The sequence below is a fragment of the Pseudomonadales bacterium genome (assembly GCA_024234215.1).
Taxonomy (GTDB): domain Bacteria; phylum Pseudomonadota; class Gammaproteobacteria; order Pseudomonadales; family UBA5862; genus JACKOQ01.
Map to the genome: position 1 here is coordinate 182,694 of JACKOQ010000002.1, position 16,988 is coordinate 199,681.

A 16,988-nucleotide genomic window follows, 5' to 3' on the forward strand; every position below is an offset into this window, starting at 1 on the left:
ACGCGATCTTCATCTGACGCTGCCAGCCTGTATACAGCATCGGACCCAAGACGGAGCCTTGGATCGTGGCCATCGAAATCGAGCGCAAATTCCTCGTCAACGCCGCACTGTGGCAACCGCAGGGGCAGGCCAGCCATTATCGTCAGGGTTATCTCTGCGTTGCTGATGATCGCGTACTGCGGGTGCGCATCGCCGGGCAGTCGGCCTGGCTGACCCTGAAGGGCAGCCTGCCTGGCCAATCGATTGCCCGCCTGGAGTACGAATACCCGATCCCGCTGACCGATGCGCAGGAGATGCTCGACAGGCTCTGCCTCTGGCCACCGATCGACAAGGTGCGTCACCGACTCCAACATGGCCAACACCTGTGGGAAGTCGACATCTTCGCTGGCGCCAACAGCGGGCTGATGCTCGCCGAGGTCGAACTGGAACACGTCGACGAGCTTGTCGAACTGCCGCCTTGGGTCGGCCGCGAGGTCAGCGACGATCCGCGCTACAGCAATGCCTGCCTCAGCCAGCATCCCTACAGCCTCTGGACCGCGCATGAAAAGGGGTGAGTCACACCGACGCCGGCGCGGAGCGGGCCACTTCCTGCTGCTGGGACTTCTGCTGTGCGGCACACTGGCAAGCGCCAGCGAAGCACCGCTCGATCGCATCGCCTTCGGCTCCTGCAACCGCTCCGACCAGGCACAACCGATCTGGCCGGCTGTGCTGCAATTGCGCCCGCAACTGTGGATCTGGAGTGGCGACATCATCTATGCCGACACCGAAGAGATGGACAGCATGGCCAAACTCTATCGGCAGCAGAAGAGCCAGCCCGATTACCAGAAACTGCTGGCCTGCTGCCAGGTCATCGGCACCTGGGATGACCATGACTACGGCCGCAACGATGGCGATCGCAGCTATCGGCAAAAAGTCGAAAGCCAGCGCCTGCTGCTCGATTTTCTCGACGAACCGGCCAACAGCCCCCGGCGTCGTCGGGCGGGCATCTACGCCAGCCATCTTCAGGGTCCGCCGGGACAGCGGGTCAAGGTGATCCTGCTCGACACCCGCTTCCAGCGCGAGCCACCCGGGCGGATGGCTGACATCCTCGGCGCCGAACAGTGGCAGTGGCTGGCGCGGGAACTCGACCCCGGCAGCGCCGAGCTGTTCATTGTGGTCTCCAGCATTCAGGTCATTCCGGTCGAACACCGTCACGAGAAGTGGGCCAACCACCCCGCCGCCCGCACCCGCCTGCTGCAACTGCTGGCCGACGCCCGGCTCCCCGCGCTGGTTCTGCTCAGCGGTGACCGCCACTTCGCCGAGATCATGCGACTCGATCTCGACAGACTGCCCTACCCGCTGTTTGAAATCACTTCGAGCGGGTTGACCCACAGTTGGGAGAATTTTCCCGGCGAACCCAACCGTTACCGCATCGGCGAACCTTACACCGGCCTCAACCATGGTGTGCTGCTGATCGACTGGCAAGACAATCAGCCCCGGGTGGAGGTGCAGATTCGCGACCGCGATGGCCATCCACAGCTGCGCCAGCCAATCCAGTTCAACCGCAATCCCTGAGCTGCGGCTTGAAATCGACCGGAGAGATGCCATATGCAAAGTGTGTGATAAGCACGGCGCCGCAGCGGCTGCAACGGGACCGGCCACTGCGCGCAAAGGGAGTCCCGCCTCAGCACAGGAGCATCATCATGGCATTGGTAAAATGGGAGCCACTGCGCGAAATCGAAGAGATGTTCGACCGCTACAGCAAGGCGATGGGCTGGCCAAGAGCCAACATCGGCCAGGAGCTGGTCTCCGGCGACTGGCTGCCGAAGGTCGACATCGCCGAGACTGACCAGGCCTTCGAGATCAAGGTCGAGCTGCCCGAGGTCAACAGGGAGGACATCAAGATCGGCGTGGAGAACGGCGTGCTCTCCATCCGCGGCGAGCGAAAGCAGGAAAAAGAGGAAAAAGGCAAGAAGTTCCACCGCATCGAGCGCCACTACGGCAGCTTCGTTCGCAGCTTCTCCCTGCCGGAGAATGTCGACCCAGACAAGGTCAAGGCAACCTTCAAGGATGGGATGCTGAACCTGCATCTCGAAAAGAGCCAGAAGAGCACGCCCAAGGCAATCGACGTCAAGGTCGAATAGCCCACCACAGTTGTCGGCGACCACCCCGCTTCAGCCGGATCGGGGTGGTCGCACATCTTTTTGCTCATCGGCCCGCCGCGCCAGAGCAGAACGCCCCTCGACGCCCGATCCGCGCCTCGAGCGCTACCGTCACCGCGGCAACTTCCGTATCATGCCGCCTTCAATTCAGTTGACGGCAACGGATCTTGATCAACGAACACCGCCCCTACTACATCAAGCGACTGCACATGGCGGTGCAGAGCTTCTATACGCGCCATTTCGTCGCGCCGCAATTGACCCATCTCGGCCACGGTCATGCGATCCTGAAGCCGTGGCATCTGCTGATCTATGGCCAACCGATCTCGATCGGTGACTTCGCCCACATCATCTGCACCCCCAATGCCCAGGTGCAGTTGACGGTGCTGGGCAAGGGCCGCATCGAGATCGGCAAGCATGTGCTGATCACCCCCGGCGTGCGCATGTCGTCCGCTTCGATGATCCAGATCGGCGACGACTGCATGTTCGCCTACAACGCCTATCTGACCGACGCCGACTGGCACGGCATCTACCACCGCGAGAAGGCCATTGGCGCCACTGCACCGATCGTGCTGGGCAACAATGTCTGGGTCGGTGACAGCGCCATCATCTGCAAGGGGGTGACCATCGGCGACAACAGCATCATCGGTGCCGGTGCGGTGGTGGCCAAGGACATTCCACCCAACTCGATCGCCGTCGGCAATCCGGCGCGGGTGGTCAAGGAGCTTGATCCGCAGATTCCGATCACCACCCGTGCCGAGCTGTTCCGCAATCCTGAGCAGCTCCAGCGCGAACTGGAGCACATCGACCGCAATCTGCTGAAGAACAACAGCCTGCTTGGCTGGCTGCGCAGCAAGCTGCTGCCGCGGCCGGGCGATTGATTCAACGGTTTTTCATCCGCTTTTTCCTGCCATCTGCTTTCTGGTTTTGAAACATGACCACCACACCCCCCAAACGCAAGGACAAAAAGGCCGTCATCGGCCAGAGCTGGAGCGATGAACATCTGCGCAGCCTGCTCGATCTGCAACCTCCCGCAGGCCTGTCAGCCGATCACCATCGGCTGCTGCAGGCCTACCGGAGCATGATCGCCGAGGATTTCAGCCGCTTCATCGGCCACTTCATCGCGGCGGGCCATGACCTCGATGCCACCGATCCACGTGGCCAAAGCGTGGCCCGGATCATTGCCGGCCATCCCAAGGGAGAGGAATACCTGATCGCCTTGCGACAGGCCGGCGCGCGGATGACTGATTGATTGACCACACGATCCATTCGCCATCGGTCTTCGCTGGCCACTGCCGTACCATGAAGCCACACGCCTGTTCCCACCATCGGTCTCCTTGCCAGCGTCACCTGTCGATGCAGATGCGGGCGCGGCCCGCTGTCCGGATCACCGCCCGATGAACTCCGCCGAGCTTCGCGCGACCCTCGCGCTCTCGCTGCTCTTTGCGCTGCGCATGGTCGGGCTGTTCATGGTGCTGCCGGTGCTGACCCTGCATCAGTCCGAACTGCGCGACGCCACACCGCTGCTGATGGGATTGGCCCTCGGTGCGCATGGGCTGACCCAGGCACTGCTGCAGATTCCCTTCGGATTGTTGTCGGACCGCATCGGTCGCCGGCCGGTGATCTCGCTGGGCCTGCTGCTGTTCATCGCCGGCAGCGTGGTGGCGGCGCTGTCATCCAGCGTCTACGGCATCATCGCCGGCCGCCTGCTGCAGGGCAGCGGCGCCATTGCCAGCCCGCTGATGGCACTGCTGGCCGACCTGACCCGCGACCAGGTGCGCACCCAATCGATGGCCATCATGGGGGTCAGCATCGGCCTCTCCTTTTCGGCCGCCTTGATCCTGGGTCCGATGGTGACCCACGTCAGCGGCCTGAGCGGCATCTTCTGGATCAGCGCGCTGCTGGCCATCGCTGGCGAACTGATCCTGCTGCTGCTGGTGCCCAAGGCGCGCCAGCAGATCATCCACCGCAACGTCGAGGCCGTGCCGGGGCAGCTGGGACAGGTGCTGGCTGACCGCGAGCTGTTGCGGCTCAACTTCGGTGTCTTTGCGCTCCATTTCATGATGATGGCCAGCTTCGTCGTGCTGCCGATGATTCTGACCCAGCAACTGTCGATTCCAGTCGGTCAGCATTGGCACTACTACCTGCCGATCATCGGCGTGTCCTTCTTCGCCATGTTGCCGTTCCTGATCATTGCCGAAACCCGGCAGCAGATGAAGCCGGTCTTTCTCGGTGCGCTGGCGCTGGTGATCATCAGTCAACTGCTGCTGTCGCTCGATCAGAGCGACCTCTGGTCTGTGGTCGCGGCACTGTTTGTCTTCTTCATGGGTTTCAACCTGCTGGAGTCGACCCTGCCCTCGCTGGTGAGCAAGATGGCGCCGGCCGGCAGCAAGGGCACGGCAATGGGAATGTTCTCCAGCAGCCAGTTTCTCGGCGCCTTCTTCGGCGCGGCCAGTGGCGGCGCCCTGATGCACTGGTTCGCCAGCAGCCACGGCTACCGACCGCTGTTTCTGACACTGAGCGGTATCGGCCTGCTCTGGTTCCTGCTCGCCTGCGGCATGAAGAGACCGCGCACGCTGCTCGATCTGCGGCTCGATGAACCCGCTCCCGAGGATCCCTACCAAGCCGAACTGCTGCTGCATGAACTGCGTGCGCTTGCCGGCGTTGCGGAAGTGGCACTCTTTCCCGACAGCGGCGAGATTTACCTCAAACTCGACCGGCAGCGGTTGGATGACCATGCCCGCCACCGGTTATCATTGCTCGATGCGTGACATCCGATCGCGCGCGTGACAACAGGAGAACCCCCATGGCCCGAGGCATCAACAAGGTCATTCTGATCGGCAATCTGGGCGCGGACCCGGAGGTGCGCTCGACCGCCAGCGGCACCCAGATCACCAGCATCCGTCTGGCCACCAGCGACAGCTGGACCGACAAACAGGGACAGCGCCAGGAGCGCACCGAGTGGCACCGGGTGGTCTTCTTCAGCCGCCTCGCCGAGGTCGCCAGCCAATACCTGCGCAAGGGCTCCAAGGTCTACATCGAAGGCTCGCTGCGCACCCAGCAGTGGGAAAAAAACGGCGAAAAGCGCTACAGCACCGAGATTCACGCCAACGAGATGCAGATGCTCGACGGCCGCGCCGGCGGTGGACAGGAGAGCTATGGTGGTGACTACGGCGAAGGCCCGCCCATGTCGCCACGTCAATCCAGTGGCGGCAGCAGCCGCGCCAACGCCGATGCCGACATGGGCGGCCGCTTCGATGACTTTGACGACGACATTCCGTTCTGAAACTGTCCTGTCGACATGCACTTGGCAGGCGTCGGCCGCAGCAGGCTTACCGCCTGACCACCACTGCATCGACCTCGACCCGCGCACCGCGTGGCAACTGGGCCACGCCCACTGCGGCGCGAGCCGGATAGGGCTCATTGAAGAAGCCGGCCATGATCTGGTTGAGGGTGGCAAAATGAATCAGATCGGTGAGGTAGATGTTGAGCTTGACCGCCTCATCCAGGGTCATGCCAGCGGCCGCGACCACCGCCTGCAGGTTGTTGAAAACCTGGGTGATCTCGTTCTCGATCGAGTCGTTGACCAGCACCATGGTGACCGGATCGAGCGCGATCTGACCCGAAACATAGAGGGTGCCTTGGGCTTCAACGGCCTGGGAGTAGGTACCGATGGCCTGCGGGGCCTGATCGGTCCGGATGATGCGTCGATTCATCGTGCTTCCTGAGGTTGCTCAACTTCTGCTGCGAAAGACGCGGCTGACCGCGTCGATCGCCTTGATCTTGCGGATGACCCGCGCCAGGTGGACCCGATCACGCACGCTCACCTCGATGACCAGCATCGAGATGTCGCCATGCCGGTCGGCGGTGGTCACCCGCTCGATGTTGCTGTCGCTGTCGGCGATGGCACTGGCCACGCTGGCCAACATGCCACGCTTGTTTTTCATCTCGACTCTGAGTCCGGCGACGAACTCACCCTCGATCCCGCTCTGCCACTGCACCGCCAGGCAATGCAGGCTGTCGCCCAGAATGGGTTCGACATGCCGGCAGGTCTCCTGGTGAATGGTGATGCCACGCCCGCTGCTGAGCTGGCCCACCACCGCATCGCCGGGAATCGGATAGCAACAGCGCGCATAGTTGAGCAGCATCCCGCCCTTTTCGCCGATGATCAGGGCATTGGTGCCGCTGTCGACCATGCCGAGTTGAAGCGTGCCGCTGACTCCGGGCAGCAGTTTTCGCACAATCTCCTGCACCGGACGGTTGCCCAGGCCGATTTCACTCAGCAGCGCATCCAGCCCGTTCAGGCGATACTCCTGCAACAGCTGATCGATCTGCGCCTGTGGCAGTTCGTCCAGACTCTTCTGGCAGACCGACAGGCTCTTTTGCAGCAGTCTGCGGCCGAGGTCGACGGCCTCGGTATATTGCTGGTTCTTCAGGTAGTGGCGAACACTGCTGCGCGCCTTGGCGGTGACGGCGAAGTTGAGCCAACTGACATTGGGCCTGGCGCCCGGCGAGGTGATGATCTTCACTGTCTGGCCACTTCTGAGCTGCTCGCTGAGGGGAGCCAGACGCTGGTCGATCTGGCAGCCCACACAGCTGTGGCCGATGTCGGTGTGGATGGCGTAGGCAAAGTCGATGGCCGTTGCACCCACCGGCAGTTCGAGAATCTTTCCTTTCGGGGTAAAGACATAGACCTCGTCGGGGAACAGATCGATCTTCACATTTTCGATGAACTCGATCGAATCTCCCGCAACCTTCTGCATCTCCAGCAGCCCCTGCAGCCACTGGTTGGTGCGGTCCTCACCACTGGACGGGCTCTCGCTGCATCCATCCAGAAAACGTCGTGCGGCCACACCATGGTGCGCCATGGCCTCCATCTGTTCGGTGCAGATCTGGATGTCGATCGGCACGCCACGCAGGCCGATCAGTGTGGTGTGCAGCGACTGGTAGCCGTTGCCCTTGGGGATGGCGATGTAGTCTCTGAAACGCCCGGGCACCGGTTTGTAGAGTCCATGCAACACACCGAGCGCACGGTAGCAGCTGTCCACTTGGTCGACGATGACCCGAAAGGCATAGACGTCCATGATCTTGTTGAAGGATTTGCGCTCTTCACGCATCTTGCGGTAAATGCTGTAAAGGTGACGCTCACGACCCATGACCCGGCACGGCAGCCCGGTCTGCTCCAGCCGCGCCTGGATCGCCTGCCGCAGGGTGGCCAGCATCTCGTCGCGGTTGCCACGCGCTTTGCGCACCGCCGCCTCGATGCGACGTGCCCGCATCGGGTAGAGCGCCTGAAAGCCCAGATCCTCCAGTTCGGCGCGAATCTCATACATGCCCAGCCGATGGGCGATCGGAGCGTAGATCTCCAGCGTCTCCCGGGCAATCCGTCGCCGCTTGGCCGACGCCAGCACGCCCAGCGTACGCATGTTGTGCAGTCGATCGGCCAGCTTGACCAGAATGACCCGGATGTCCTTGGCCATCGCCATGGTCATTTTCAGAAAGTTCTCGGCCTGTGCCTCGGCCTGGCTGGCGAAATTCATCCGCTGCAGCTTGCTGACACCATCGACCAGCTCGGCCACGGTGTCACCGAACAGGGTCCGCAGCTCCTGCTCATCGGCACTGGTGTCTTCGAGCACATCATGCAGCAGGGCCGCCATGATGCCATGGTGGTCCATGTGCATCTCGGCCAGTATCTGCCCCACCGCGACCGGATGGGTAATGTAGGGCTCGCCGCTGCGGCGGGTCTGGCAGCCATGCGCCGCGGCGGCATAGTGGTAGGCGCGGATTATCTCGTCGATCCTTGCGGCGTCGAGATAATCAGCCAAGGTGGCAATGAGACGCGCAAGACCAGGGGACACCGGCCCGGCCTCGCGTCCGTCGGTCGGGCTGTCGACTGCTGTCGCGGTGATGGTCGGTGCGCCGTTCATCACCTTTGCTCCGCTCTTCGACGCAGGATCCTAGGGCATCGCGTCGAACAGCACACTGTGCTGCTCGTCTTCACGTTCGAGCCGATTCACATAGCCACGGTCGATCAGTCCGGCCGCGATTTCGCGCAGAGCCACCACCGTGGGCTTGTCGTTCTCCCACGGGACCAGGGGCTCACGACCCTGGACTGCCAACTGCCGGGCGCGCTTGGAGGCCAGCATCACCAGATCGAAACGGTTATCGACATGGGGCAGACAATCCTCAACGGTAATTCTTGCCATATAAACCTCTTTCTGTCACATCGTTACGGCTCGAATGAGCCAGATTCAATGCCATGTGGCTCTCTGTCATGACAACAGTTCGGCGATCAGGTTGCGCGCCTTGTCACTCTGTCGCGGCAACTCCAGCCGCTTGGCCAGCACGATTGCCTGCAACTCGGTCAGGGCCCGCTCGAAAGAGTCGTTGATCAGCAGGTAATCGAACTCCGGATAGTGCGACATCTCGGCGGTGGCCTTGGCCATGCGCGCACTGATCACCTCGACCCCATCCTGCCCACGCGCGGTCAAACGCCGTTCCAGTTCAGCCCGCGAAGGGGGCAGAATGAAGATCGACACCGCATCGTCGATCAGACGTCTCACCTGCCGCGCACCCTGCCAGTCGATCTCCAGAATCACATCCTGACCACGTTCGAGCTGCCGTGCAACCGCAAGGTGCGACGTGCCATAGTAGTGGCCAAACACCTCGGCATGTTCGAGAAAGGCATCCTGCGCCAGCAGATCGAGAAACTGCTGGGTGGTGATGAAGTGGTAGTTGACACCATCGACCTCGCCAACCCGACGCGGCCGGGTGGTGTGCGAGACGCTGACCGCCAGATCAGAGTCCTGCTCCAACAGCGCCTTGACCAGGCTGGTCTTGCCAGCACCGGAGGGCGCGGAGATGATGTAGAGCTGGCCTGTGGGCATGAGTCCGGCTACTGGGGAATGGGCTCTTTTTACTACGAATATCGAGCAGATTCCATTCCATCAACTGTTCGCGCAGTCAGACCATTGGTCGGGGTGAGAGGATTTGAACCTCCGGCCCCTGCCTCCCGAAGGCAGTGCTCTACCAAGCTGAGCTACACCCCGAATGGTCTGAAACAGATCGATCAGTACTGACGTTCGACCGCAAAGCGGGCCAGTCTGATCAGCCCATCCCGATGGCGGGACGGCGCGAGAACGTGCAGTGATTCTATCGCACTTTCGGCCTCATGGCGGGCCAATTCACGGGTATATTCCAACCCACCGGAGCGCTTGACCGCGTCGATGACCGCATTCAGCGCGTTGCTGGAGCCATTCAAAATGGTGTCGCGCACCAGCGCGGCATCGGCGGGTGCGCCGCGTTCGAGCGTGATGATGAGTGGCAGCGTCGGTTTGCCTTCGGCCAGATCATCACCCAGATTCTTGCCCAGCAGGTCGCTGTTGCCATCGAAATCGAGCACGTCGTCGATCAACTGGAAGGCCAGACCCAGATGGCGACCATAACTGGCCAGCGCCTCGACCTCTGTCGCGGGACGCCCGGCCAGGATCGCCGCGCTCTGCGCGGAGGCCTCGAACAGCTTGGCGGTCTTGCGCAGAATCACCTCACGATAGCGGGTTTCATCCACATCGGGGTTGCCCGCGTTCAGCAGTTGCATCACCTCGCCCTCGGCGAGTTTGTTGGTGGTCTCGGCCAGCACCTGCATGATCTGCAGGCTGCCGATCTTCACCATCAGCTCGAAGGCACGTGAATAGATGAAATCACCCACCAGGACGCTCGGTGCATTGCCCCAGCGCGCATTGACCGTGGTGCGACCGCGCCGCAACTGCGACATGTCGACCACGTCATCATGCAGCAAGGTGGCGGTATGCAGAAACTCCACCACCACTGCCAGGTCGATGTGGGCACTGCCCCGGTATTGGCAGGCCCCGGCAGCAAGCAATACCACCAGCGGGCGCAGCCGCTTGCCGCCACTTTCGATCAGGTAGTGCCCAATCTCGCGCACCAGCTCGACGTCGGAGTGGAGCTGCCGCAGGATGGTCTGATTGACGAGGGCGAACTCATCGCGTGCCAGAGCATGCAGATCGTGCTGAAGCGCAGTGTCGATCGGTTTTCTGACGGATTCTGGCATGCAGAGCGGCTGTGGAGGGCGATTTTTCGGCCATTTTACACTGAAGCAGCCGAGCCACGAAATCAAAATCCCATGAACTGGGCCCATTCGGTCAATGCAGCAAATCTCCTGCAGGGCCAGCTCGACGCCTCGCCAGCCAATGGACTGCTCACTGAGCGCCAGCGCCAATCCTGATCGGTGTCACCTGCTTTCTTCTGCCGGCAAGCTCCTGCAGCAACAATTCAAACTCCGCCAGCGGCAGCGGTTTGCCGAACAGATAGCCCTGAAAGTTCAGACAGCCACATTCGATCAGAAAGTTGCGCTGCAACTCACTCTCCACCCCTTCGGCAATCACCTCCATGTCGAGATTTTTCGCCATGGCGACGATGGTCTGCACGATGGTGGCGTCATCCGGATCGGTGTCGATCTCGCTGACAAAGCTCTGATCGATCTTCAACTGATCGAGCGGCAGCTTCTTCAGGTAAGCGAGCGACGAATAGCCGGTACCAAAATCGTCCATCGAGAACTGCACGCCGCTCTCCTTCAATCTCTGCATGGTCGCGATGGCCTCGGCGACATTGTCAAGCACCAGGCTTTCGGTGAGTTCGAGCTTCAATTTGCGCGGATCGATGCCGGTCTGTTGCAGCATGCCGACCACCCGCTCGACGAAATCGGGCTGCCGGAACTGGCGGGCACTGACATTGATGGCCAGATGCAGCTGCGCCCTGTCCGGTTCGCGCTCCCATTTTTTAAGCTGCCAGCAGGCCTCCTCCAGCAGCCACTCCCCAATCGGAATGATCAGCCCGGTCTCCTCGGCCAGCGGAATGAACTCGGCCGGCGCGATGAGGCCCCGTTCAGGATGGTGCCAGCGCAGCAGGATCTCGGCACCAAGCGGCTGGCCATCGTGGTCGACCTGAACCTGATAATGGAGAACGAACTGCCGCTGCTGCACGGCTTGGCGCAATTCGGTTTCGAGTCTCGATCGCTGCTCGATGCTCGCCTGCATCTGCGGATCAAAGAAGCGGATGGCATTGCGACCCGCCTGCTTGGCCTGATACATGGCGATGTCGGCCTGCTTGAACAGTTGATCCGCACTTGCTTGAGCATCCATGAACAGTGCGATGCCGATGCTGGCGGTACAGTGGCGGCCATGGTGACCGGCGAGCTGGTAAGGCTGAAGGAGGCTTTCCCGGATTTTTTCGGCCACGCGCTCCGCCTGCGCAATGGCCTCCTCGTCCGTGGGTCCCAATGCCTCGAGCAGCACCACGAACTCATCACCACCCTGACGGGCCACGGTGTCGGCCTGACGCACGCAGTGTGCAAGCCGGTTGGCCACTTCGCGCAGCAACAGGTCGCCCACACCATGCCCCAGGGTGTCATTGATGGTCTTGAAATCGTCCAGATCGATAAACAGCAGTGCCCCGGGTCGCTGGCTGTGCACGCTGGACCGCAACGCCTGCTGCAGGCGGTCGAACAGCAGACGGCGGTTGGGCAGCCGGGTCAGCGAGTCGTGGAACGCCAGGCGATTGATCTCCTCTTCGGCCTCCTTGCGAGCAGTGATGTCGATCGACAGTACGGAGATGCCCTCCTCCACCGGCTGGATGCTCAGCTCGAACCAGCCCTGCGAACCATCATGCAGGGTAATCTTCTGCTCCACATGCAGCGGCTGACGTTGCTCCATGCACTGTTCGAGCAACGCGAAGAACGCACTTTTCTTCCACTGTTCCGGCAACTCACCCAACAGCACCTGCCGGCTCCGGCGCAACTGCCGCGCGGCAGCGTCGTTGATGTAGAGACGACGCCAGTCGTGACTGAGAATCTGAAAACCCTCCTGCAGGGTGTCGATCAGGGCACGGTAACGCTCTTCTTGCTGCCGCAACATCCGCTCACGCGGTTCGGCCTCCATACGCAGACAGAGGTTCTCGACAATGGTGTGATGAATGCGCAGTGCGTTGCTGATGAGGCTGGCCAGAAACAGCAACACCATGACGCTCATGACAAGCTGGATCGACGCTTGCGCGACCATAAGCTGAACCAGCAGCGGCAGCAGCGACAGCAGCATGAACGCCAGCACCGAGGGTCGGTCAGCCGACATCGCACTCAGCGCACCAGCCGACATGCCGGCCAGCACCAGGGCCAGAAATGCCTGGTGGGCCACGTCATCGGGGATGAACAGCCACCAGCCGGCCACCCCCCAACAGAGACCCACCGCCACCACGCCGATGCGAAACCCTCGAATCCAGACCTTGGGCCGAGTCACATCGGATGCCATGCGTCGATAGCCGAGCAGCAGCAGGCCACGCCCCAGCGTCACCAACTGAATCGACACCAGCCAATTCAGCAGACGGGTCGTGTCGATGGCTCCCCACAGGATGAATGCCAGCAGCGAGGCATTGACGACGTTGATCAGCAATGACAGCGGCAGGCTGGCATAGAGCAGACGAACCTGCTCGCCATGCACCTTTGCAGTGAGTGCCGTGGAATCAACCCCGCCACTGGGCAAGGTCGTGTCCTGCAGGACCATTTTCACTCGATGCCACACCCGAGGCGCGGCCTCATTGGTCGACAGGGAGTTGATGGAAAAGATTGAAACGCACGCGGCCTATACGACATCACGCATCCAGAGCTGATCGATCGATACTGAACGGCTTTGCCAAAACCGACTCCATGGCTTTAAAGCGTAGTCGGTTTTTGGGACCTGAGGGTTCGGTTCCCAATGGTGCGCCTCTCAGCGCTGGGCCGCCACATCCCAATCGGGCCCGGTACCGATCTCGACCAGCAGCGGTACAGCCAGCGTCGTCGCCTGCTCCATGATCCGCTTCACTTCGGGTCTGACCTGCTCCAGCGCTTCGTTGGCCACCTCCAGCACCAGCTCATCGTGCACCTGCATGATCATCCGTGCCGGTGCCCGCGTGCGTTCAAGCCATTCATCGAGCTGGATCATCGCCAGCTTGATGATGTCGGCGGCGCTGCCCTGCATCGGCGCGTTGATCGCGGTGCGCTCGGCAGCGCGACGGCGCGCCTGGTCGCGCGCGTGGATTTCTGGCACATGCAGGCGGCGCCCATGGAGGGTCTCGACATAGCCCTGCTCACGGGCCGTCTGCCGAATCCGCTCCATGTAGTCGAGCACACCGGGATAGCGGCTGAAGTAGCCATCGATGTAGCCCTGCGCCTCGTTGCGCGAAATGCCCAACTGCCGCGCCAGCCCAAAGGCGGACATGCCGTAGATCAGGCCGAAGTTGACGGCCTTGGCACGGCGCCGCTCTTCGCTGGTCACCTGCTCGTAGGGGATGCCCTGCACCTCGGCAGCGGTGGCGCGGTGGACATCGAGCCCACGGCCAAAGGCATTCAACAGACCGGCATCGCCGGAGAGGTGGGCCATGATGCGCAGTTCGATCTGCGAATAGTCGGCGGCCAGCAGCTGATGACCCGCTGGAGCGATGATCGCCTGGCGGATGCGTCGCCCCTCCGACGTGCGGATCGGGATGTTCTGCAGGTTAGGGTCGGAGCTGCTGAGCCGGCCGGTGGCGGTAACAGCCTGATGGTAGGAGGTGTGCACCCGACCGGTGAGCGGATGGATCTGCTCCGGCAGGCGATCGGTGTAGGTCGACTTGAGCTTGCTGAGGCTGCGGTGCTCCAGCAGCACCTTGGGCAGCGGATAGTCGAGCGCCAGCTCCTGCAATACGGCTTCGGCGGTCGAGGGCTGCCCGGTGGGCGTGCGTTGCAGCACTGGCAACTGGAGCCGCTCGTAGAAGATCTCCTGCAGTTGCTTGGGCGAACCGAGATTGAAGGTGGCCCCGGCGAGTTGCCAGGCCTGCTGCTCCAGTTCGGCGATACGCACGGCCAGCTCGCCGCTGTGGCGGGTGAGCCGCTCGGCATCGATCAGCACACCGGCACGCTCGATGCGCGACAGGATCGGCACCAGCGGCAGCTCCAGCTCGCGATAGACCTGCCGCAACCGGGGTTCGGCATCGAGTTGCGGACCCAGAACCTGGTGCAGCCGAAGGGTCACCTCGGCATCCTCGGCGGCATAGGGGGCCGCCTGCTCCAGCGCGATCTGGTTGAAGCTGAGCTGCTTGCTGCCCTTGCCGGCGATCTGCTCGAAGGAAATGGTCTGCCGACCCAGATACCGCAGGGCCAGGCTGTCCATGTCGTGGCGGCTGGCGGTGCTGTTGAGCACATAGGATTCCAGCATGGTGTCTTCGGCGATGCCGCGCAGCGCGATGCCATGGCGGGCCAGGATGCCGAGGTCGAACTTCAGGTTCTGGCCGATCTTGCCATGGCCCGGATCTTCGAGCAGTGGCCGCAACCGTGACAACACCCAATCGCAGTCGAGCTGGGGCGGCGCGTCGGGATAGTCATGCCGCAGTGGCAGATAGGCCGCCTCACCCGGCTCGACGGCAAAGGCGAGCCCGACCAGTTGCGCGCTGATGCAGTCGAGGCTGCTGGTTTCGGTGTCGATCACGAAATTCGCAGCCGCCGTCAACTTCTGCAGCCAGCGCTCGAACTGCTCCGCTGTCAGCAGGGTCTCGTGCCGCAGCGGGAGATGGCTCGCTGACGCAGGCTGCTTGTCGCGGTACTCATCGAGCCAGCTGTTGAACTCCAGTTGCGCGAACAGCTCGACCAGCCGCGCTCGATCGACTTCACCGTACTGAAGCGTGGCCAGATCGATCGGTAATTCCAGATCGCAGCGAATGGTGGCCAACTGCCGTGACAGTGCCAGTTGATCGAGATGCAGACGCAGACTCTCCCCGACCTTGCCGGGAATCTCCGCAGCCTGTGCCAGCAGGCCATCGAGATCGCCATGGCTGCTCAGCCACTTCACCGCGGTCTTGGGACCCACCTGCGGCACCCCGGGGATGTTGTCGCTGCTGTCACCGACCAGCGCCAGATAGTCGCGGATCAGCTCCGGCGGCAGGCCAAACTTCTGCTCCACCCCGGCCCGGTCGAGCCGGGTGTCGGTCATGGTGTTGATCAGCGTGACATGGCCGTTGACCAGCTGCGCCATGTCCTTGTCGCCGGTCGAGATCACTGTCGGAATCTGCATCTCTGTCGCTTGCCGCGCCAGGGTGCCGATCACATCATCGGCCTCGACCCCCTCCACCACCAGCAGTGGCAGCCCCAGCGCCCGGATGATCTGCTGAATTGGCTCGATCTGCTGGGCAAGATCGGTCGGCATCGGTGGCCGATGCGATTTGTACTGGGCAAACAGCTCGTCGCGGAAGGTCTTGCCCTTGGCATCGAAGACCACCACCACCGTGGCGTCCGGATACTCCTTCAGCAGCTTGCGCACCATCGAGATCACCCCCTTGACCGCACCGGTCGGCGCTCCGTCACGGGTGGAGAGCGGCGGCAGGGCGTAATAGGCGCGATAGAGGTAGGAAGAGCCATCGACCAGCACCAGCTGCCGCGGCCTGTTCTGGGTTTCACTCATGGTTTTTCTGCAACGAATCCTTCAGATCGGAAGATAACGCCAAGACTACAGTGGTAAGATTCGCCGTGCACCCACTGCTGGACCCCATCATGAGATCTTTGCGCCTGCTGTCGATTCTGTTTGCGCTCTGCCTTGCCCTGCCTGCCTTCACCGAGGAGGCCGCGCCAGGAGAGGCCGAGGTGATCATCCACGAAGGCAAGGATAAAACCATCCATGAATACCGGATCAACGGCTTCACCTACGCCGTCAAGGTGATTCCCAAGAACGGCAAGCCCTATTTTCTGGTCACCACCAACGGCAAGGATTTCCAGAACATCGATCAGCCCAACATGCTGATTCCGAGCTGGGAGATTTTCACTTGGAAGTGATCGCCCATCGGCACTCTTGTCCCTTGGGCCATTTGCCACACCCTGCGCACCATCCAGTCAGCAATCCTGTTCATCAAGAATCGGCAACCATGCCGCCGCTGCGCAGATTGACAGCCCCTCTTATTCTTTTTTTATATCCTCTATAATCTTTTATTCTTTTTAGAATTATAAGGGGCTGCTAGCATCACGCCATCTTCTGATGGAACCGTGCCCCAGCTCATGACATCTGCCTACATCTTCTCTGGTTTTGTCGTCGGCGCCATCGTTGGCGTGACTGGCGTCGGCGGCGGCTCGCTGATGACACCGCTGCTGATGCTGCTGTTCGGCGTCCACCCTGCCACCGCCGTCGGGACCGACCTGCTCTATGCGGCCATCACCAAGATGGGCGGCACCACGGTGCATGCCCGCAAGGGGCATGTGGACTGGAAGATCACCGGCCGTCTGGCGGCTGGCAGCATTCCGGCCACCATCCTCACGCTCTCGGCGCTCAGTTATTTTGGATTGCCGGAGAAGCACCTGTCGGTGGTCATCTCCTCGGTGCTGGGTGTCGCCCTGCTGCTGACCGCCGTGGCCCTGATTTTCAAGCAGAGAATTCAGGCGTTCGCACTCAGTCACCACAGTGACCACTGGCGCACGCGCTGGCTCGGCCCGGTCACTGTCGCAACCGGTGCACTGCTGGGCGTGCTGGTGTCACTGTCGTCGGTCGGCGCCGGCGCGATTGGTGTCGCGGTGCTGTTCTTTCTCTATCCGCAACTTTCGGCGATTCGCATCGTCGGTTCCGATCTGGCCCACGCTGTGCCTCTGACGCTGGTGGCCGGCATCGGCCACTGGATGATGGGCAGCGTCGACTGGAGCCTGCTCGGCAGTCTGCTGATCGGCTCGCTGCCGGGCATCTACCTCGGCAGCCACCTGGCCGCGCGGATGCCGGAGCGGCTGCTGCGGCCAGTGCTCGCCTCGATGTTGGTATTGATCGGCGTCAAGTTGCTCGTGTGAACCGC

At 62.0% G+C, this 16,988-nt stretch carries 16 protein-coding genes and 1 tRNA gene; 9 read left to right on the top strand and 8 right to left on the bottom strand.

Annotated elements, in window-relative coordinates; genetic code table 11:
- Positions 1-65 precede the first annotated feature (65 nt).
- From H7A13_05255 to ssb, 7 genes are all read left to right on the top strand, one after another.
- Positions 66-554: a CYTH domain-containing protein gene (locus H7A13_05255; GenBank protein ID MCP5332748.1), complete on the top strand. Its 489-nt coding sequence runs from the start codon at positions 66-68 to the stop codon at positions 552-554.
- Positions 541-1,554: an alkaline phosphatase family protein gene (locus tag H7A13_05260; protein ID MCP5332749.1), complete on the top strand. Its 1,014-nt coding sequence runs from the start codon at positions 541-543 to the stop codon at positions 1,552-1,554. The genes H7A13_05255 and H7A13_05260 overlap by 14 nt, the downstream gene beginning before the upstream one ends.
- A 125-nt stretch (positions 1,555-1,679) precedes the next feature.
- Entirely contained in the window at positions 1,680-2,123 is a 444-nt protein-coding gene (locus H7A13_05265) for an Hsp20/alpha crystallin family protein (protein ID MCP5332750.1), read from the top strand.
- A gap of 227 nt (positions 2,124-2,350) precedes the next feature.
- A complete protein-coding gene (locus tag H7A13_05270; protein MCP5332751.1) occupies positions 2,351-3,019 on the top strand; it encodes an acyltransferase in 669 nt (222 codons plus the stop codon).
- 53 nt (positions 3,020-3,072) lie between these two features.
- Positions 3,073-3,390 carry a PA4642 family protein gene (locus H7A13_05275; GenBank protein ID MCP5332752.1) on the top strand — a complete coding sequence of 106 codons (318 nt, stop codon included), beginning with the start codon at positions 3,073-3,075 and terminating at the stop codon, positions 3,388-3,390.
- 145 nt (positions 3,391-3,535) lie between these two features.
- Positions 3,536-4,909 carry an MFS transporter gene (locus H7A13_05280; protein MCP5332753.1) on the top strand — a complete coding sequence of 458 codons (1,374 nt, stop codon included), beginning with the start codon at positions 3,536-3,538 and terminating at the stop codon, positions 4,907-4,909.
- A gap of 35 nt (positions 4,910-4,944) precedes the next feature.
- Positions 4,945-5,424, top strand: coding sequence for a single-stranded DNA-binding protein (ssb, locus tag H7A13_05285; GenBank protein MCP5332754.1), 480 nt, complete (start codon positions 4,945-4,947; stop codon positions 5,422-5,424).
- 46 nt (positions 5,425-5,470) lie between these two features.
- On the opposite strand, the gene H7A13_05290 is transcribed toward ssb, so the two are convergent.
- From H7A13_05290 to polA, 8 genes are all read right to left on the bottom strand, one after another.
- A complete protein-coding gene (locus H7A13_05290; GenBank protein MCP5332755.1) occupies positions 5,471-5,854 on the bottom strand; it encodes a RidA family protein in 384 nt (127 codons plus the stop codon).
- Positions 5,855-5,872: 18 nt separating this feature from the next.
- On the bottom strand, positions 5,873-8,065 hold the full coding sequence (locus tag H7A13_05295; protein MCP5332756.1) for a RelA/SpoT family protein: 2,193 nt from the start codon (positions 8,063-8,065) through the stop codon (positions 5,873-5,875).
- Between the two features lie 30 nt (positions 8,066-8,095).
- Complete coding sequence (gene rpoZ, locus H7A13_05300) at positions 8,096-8,344, bottom strand: DNA-directed RNA polymerase subunit omega (GenBank protein ID MCP5332757.1); 249 nt, start codon at positions 8,342-8,344, stop codon at positions 8,096-8,098.
- Positions 8,345-8,410: 66 nt separating this feature from the next.
- On the bottom strand, positions 8,411-9,025 hold the full coding sequence (gmk, locus tag H7A13_05305) for a guanylate kinase (protein MCP5332758.1): 615 nt from the start codon (positions 9,023-9,025) through the stop codon (positions 8,411-8,413).
- An 85-nt stretch (positions 9,026-9,110) separates the two neighbouring features.
- A tRNA-Pro gene (locus H7A13_05310) sits at positions 9,111-9,187 on the bottom strand.
- Between the two features lie 20 nt (positions 9,188-9,207).
- Positions 9,208-10,209, bottom strand: a complete 1,002-nt coding sequence (locus H7A13_05315; GenBank protein ID MCP5332759.1) for a polyprenyl synthetase family protein — start codon at positions 10,207-10,209, stop codon at positions 9,208-9,210.
- A 148-nt stretch (positions 10,210-10,357) separates the two neighbouring features.
- Positions 10,358-12,712, bottom strand: coding sequence for an EAL domain-containing protein (locus H7A13_05320; protein ID MCP5332760.1), 2,355 nt, complete (start codon positions 12,710-12,712; stop codon positions 10,358-10,360).
- Between the two features lie 204 nt (positions 12,713-12,916).
- Positions 12,917-15,622, bottom strand: a complete 2,706-nt coding sequence (gene polA / locus H7A13_05325) for a DNA polymerase I (GenBank protein MCP5332761.1) — start codon at positions 15,620-15,622, stop codon at positions 12,917-12,919.
- A gap of 89 nt (positions 15,623-15,711) precedes the next feature.
- On the opposite strand from polA, the gene H7A13_05330 reads away from it, so the two are divergent.
- Complete coding sequence (locus H7A13_05330; protein MCP5332762.1) at positions 15,712-15,990, top strand: DUF2782 domain-containing protein; 279 nt, start codon at positions 15,712-15,714, stop codon at positions 15,988-15,990.
- Positions 15,991-16,209: 219 nt separating this feature from the next.
- A complete protein-coding gene (locus tag H7A13_05335) occupies positions 16,210-16,983 on the top strand; it encodes a sulfite exporter TauE/SafE family protein (GenBank protein ID MCP5332763.1) in 774 nt (257 codons plus the stop codon).
- Positions 16,984-16,988: the final 5 nt, after the last annotated feature.

Excerpts from the sequence above, each read along its gene's own strand:
- H7A13_05260 (MCP5332749.1), top strand. The coding sequence starts at position 541 with ATGAAAAGGGGTGAGTCACACCGACGCCGGCGCGGAGCGGGCCACTTC.
- H7A13_05270 (MCP5332751.1), top strand. The coding sequence starts at position 2,351 with ATGGCGGTGCAGAGCTTCTATACGCGCCATTTCGTCGCGCCGCAATTG.
- H7A13_05275 (MCP5332752.1), top strand. The coding sequence starts at position 3,073 with ATGACCACCACACCCCCCAAACGCAAGGACAAAAAGGCCGTCATCGGC.
- H7A13_05280 (MCP5332753.1), top strand. The coding sequence starts at position 3,536 with ATGAACTCCGCCGAGCTTCGCGCGACCCTCGCGCTCTCGCTGCTCTTT.
- ssb (MCP5332754.1), top strand. The coding sequence starts at position 4,945 with ATGGCCCGAGGCATCAACAAGGTCATTCTGATCGGCAATCTGGGCGCG.
- H7A13_05290 (MCP5332755.1), bottom strand. The coding sequence starts at position 5,854 with ATGAATCGACGCATCATCCGGACCGATCAGGCCCCGCAGGCCATCGGT.
- H7A13_05295 (MCP5332756.1), bottom strand. The coding sequence starts at position 8,065 with ATGAACGGCGCACCGACCATCACCGCGACAGCAGTCGACAGCCCGACC.
- rpoZ (MCP5332757.1), bottom strand. The coding sequence starts at position 8,344 with ATGGCAAGAATTACCGTTGAGGATTGTCTGCCCCATGTCGATAACCGT.
- gmk (MCP5332758.1), bottom strand. The coding sequence starts at position 9,025 with ATGCCCACAGGCCAGCTCTACATCATCTCCGCGCCCTCCGGTGCTGGC.
- H7A13_05315 (MCP5332759.1), bottom strand. The coding sequence starts at position 10,209 with ATGCCAGAATCCGTCAGAAAACCGATCGACACTGCGCTTCAGCACGAT.
- H7A13_05320 (MCP5332760.1), bottom strand. The coding sequence starts at position 12,712 with ATGGTCCTGCAGGACACGACCTTGCCCAGTGGCGGGGTTGATTCCACG.
- polA (MCP5332761.1), bottom strand. The coding sequence starts at position 15,622 with ATGAGTGAAACCCAGAACAGGCCGCGGCAGCTGGTGCTGGTCGATGGC.
- H7A13_05330 (MCP5332762.1), top strand. The coding sequence starts at position 15,712 with ATGAGATCTTTGCGCCTGCTGTCGATTCTGTTTGCGCTCTGCCTTGCC.
- H7A13_05335 (MCP5332763.1), top strand. The coding sequence starts at position 16,210 with ATGACATCTGCCTACATCTTCTCTGGTTTTGTCGTCGGCGCCATCGTT.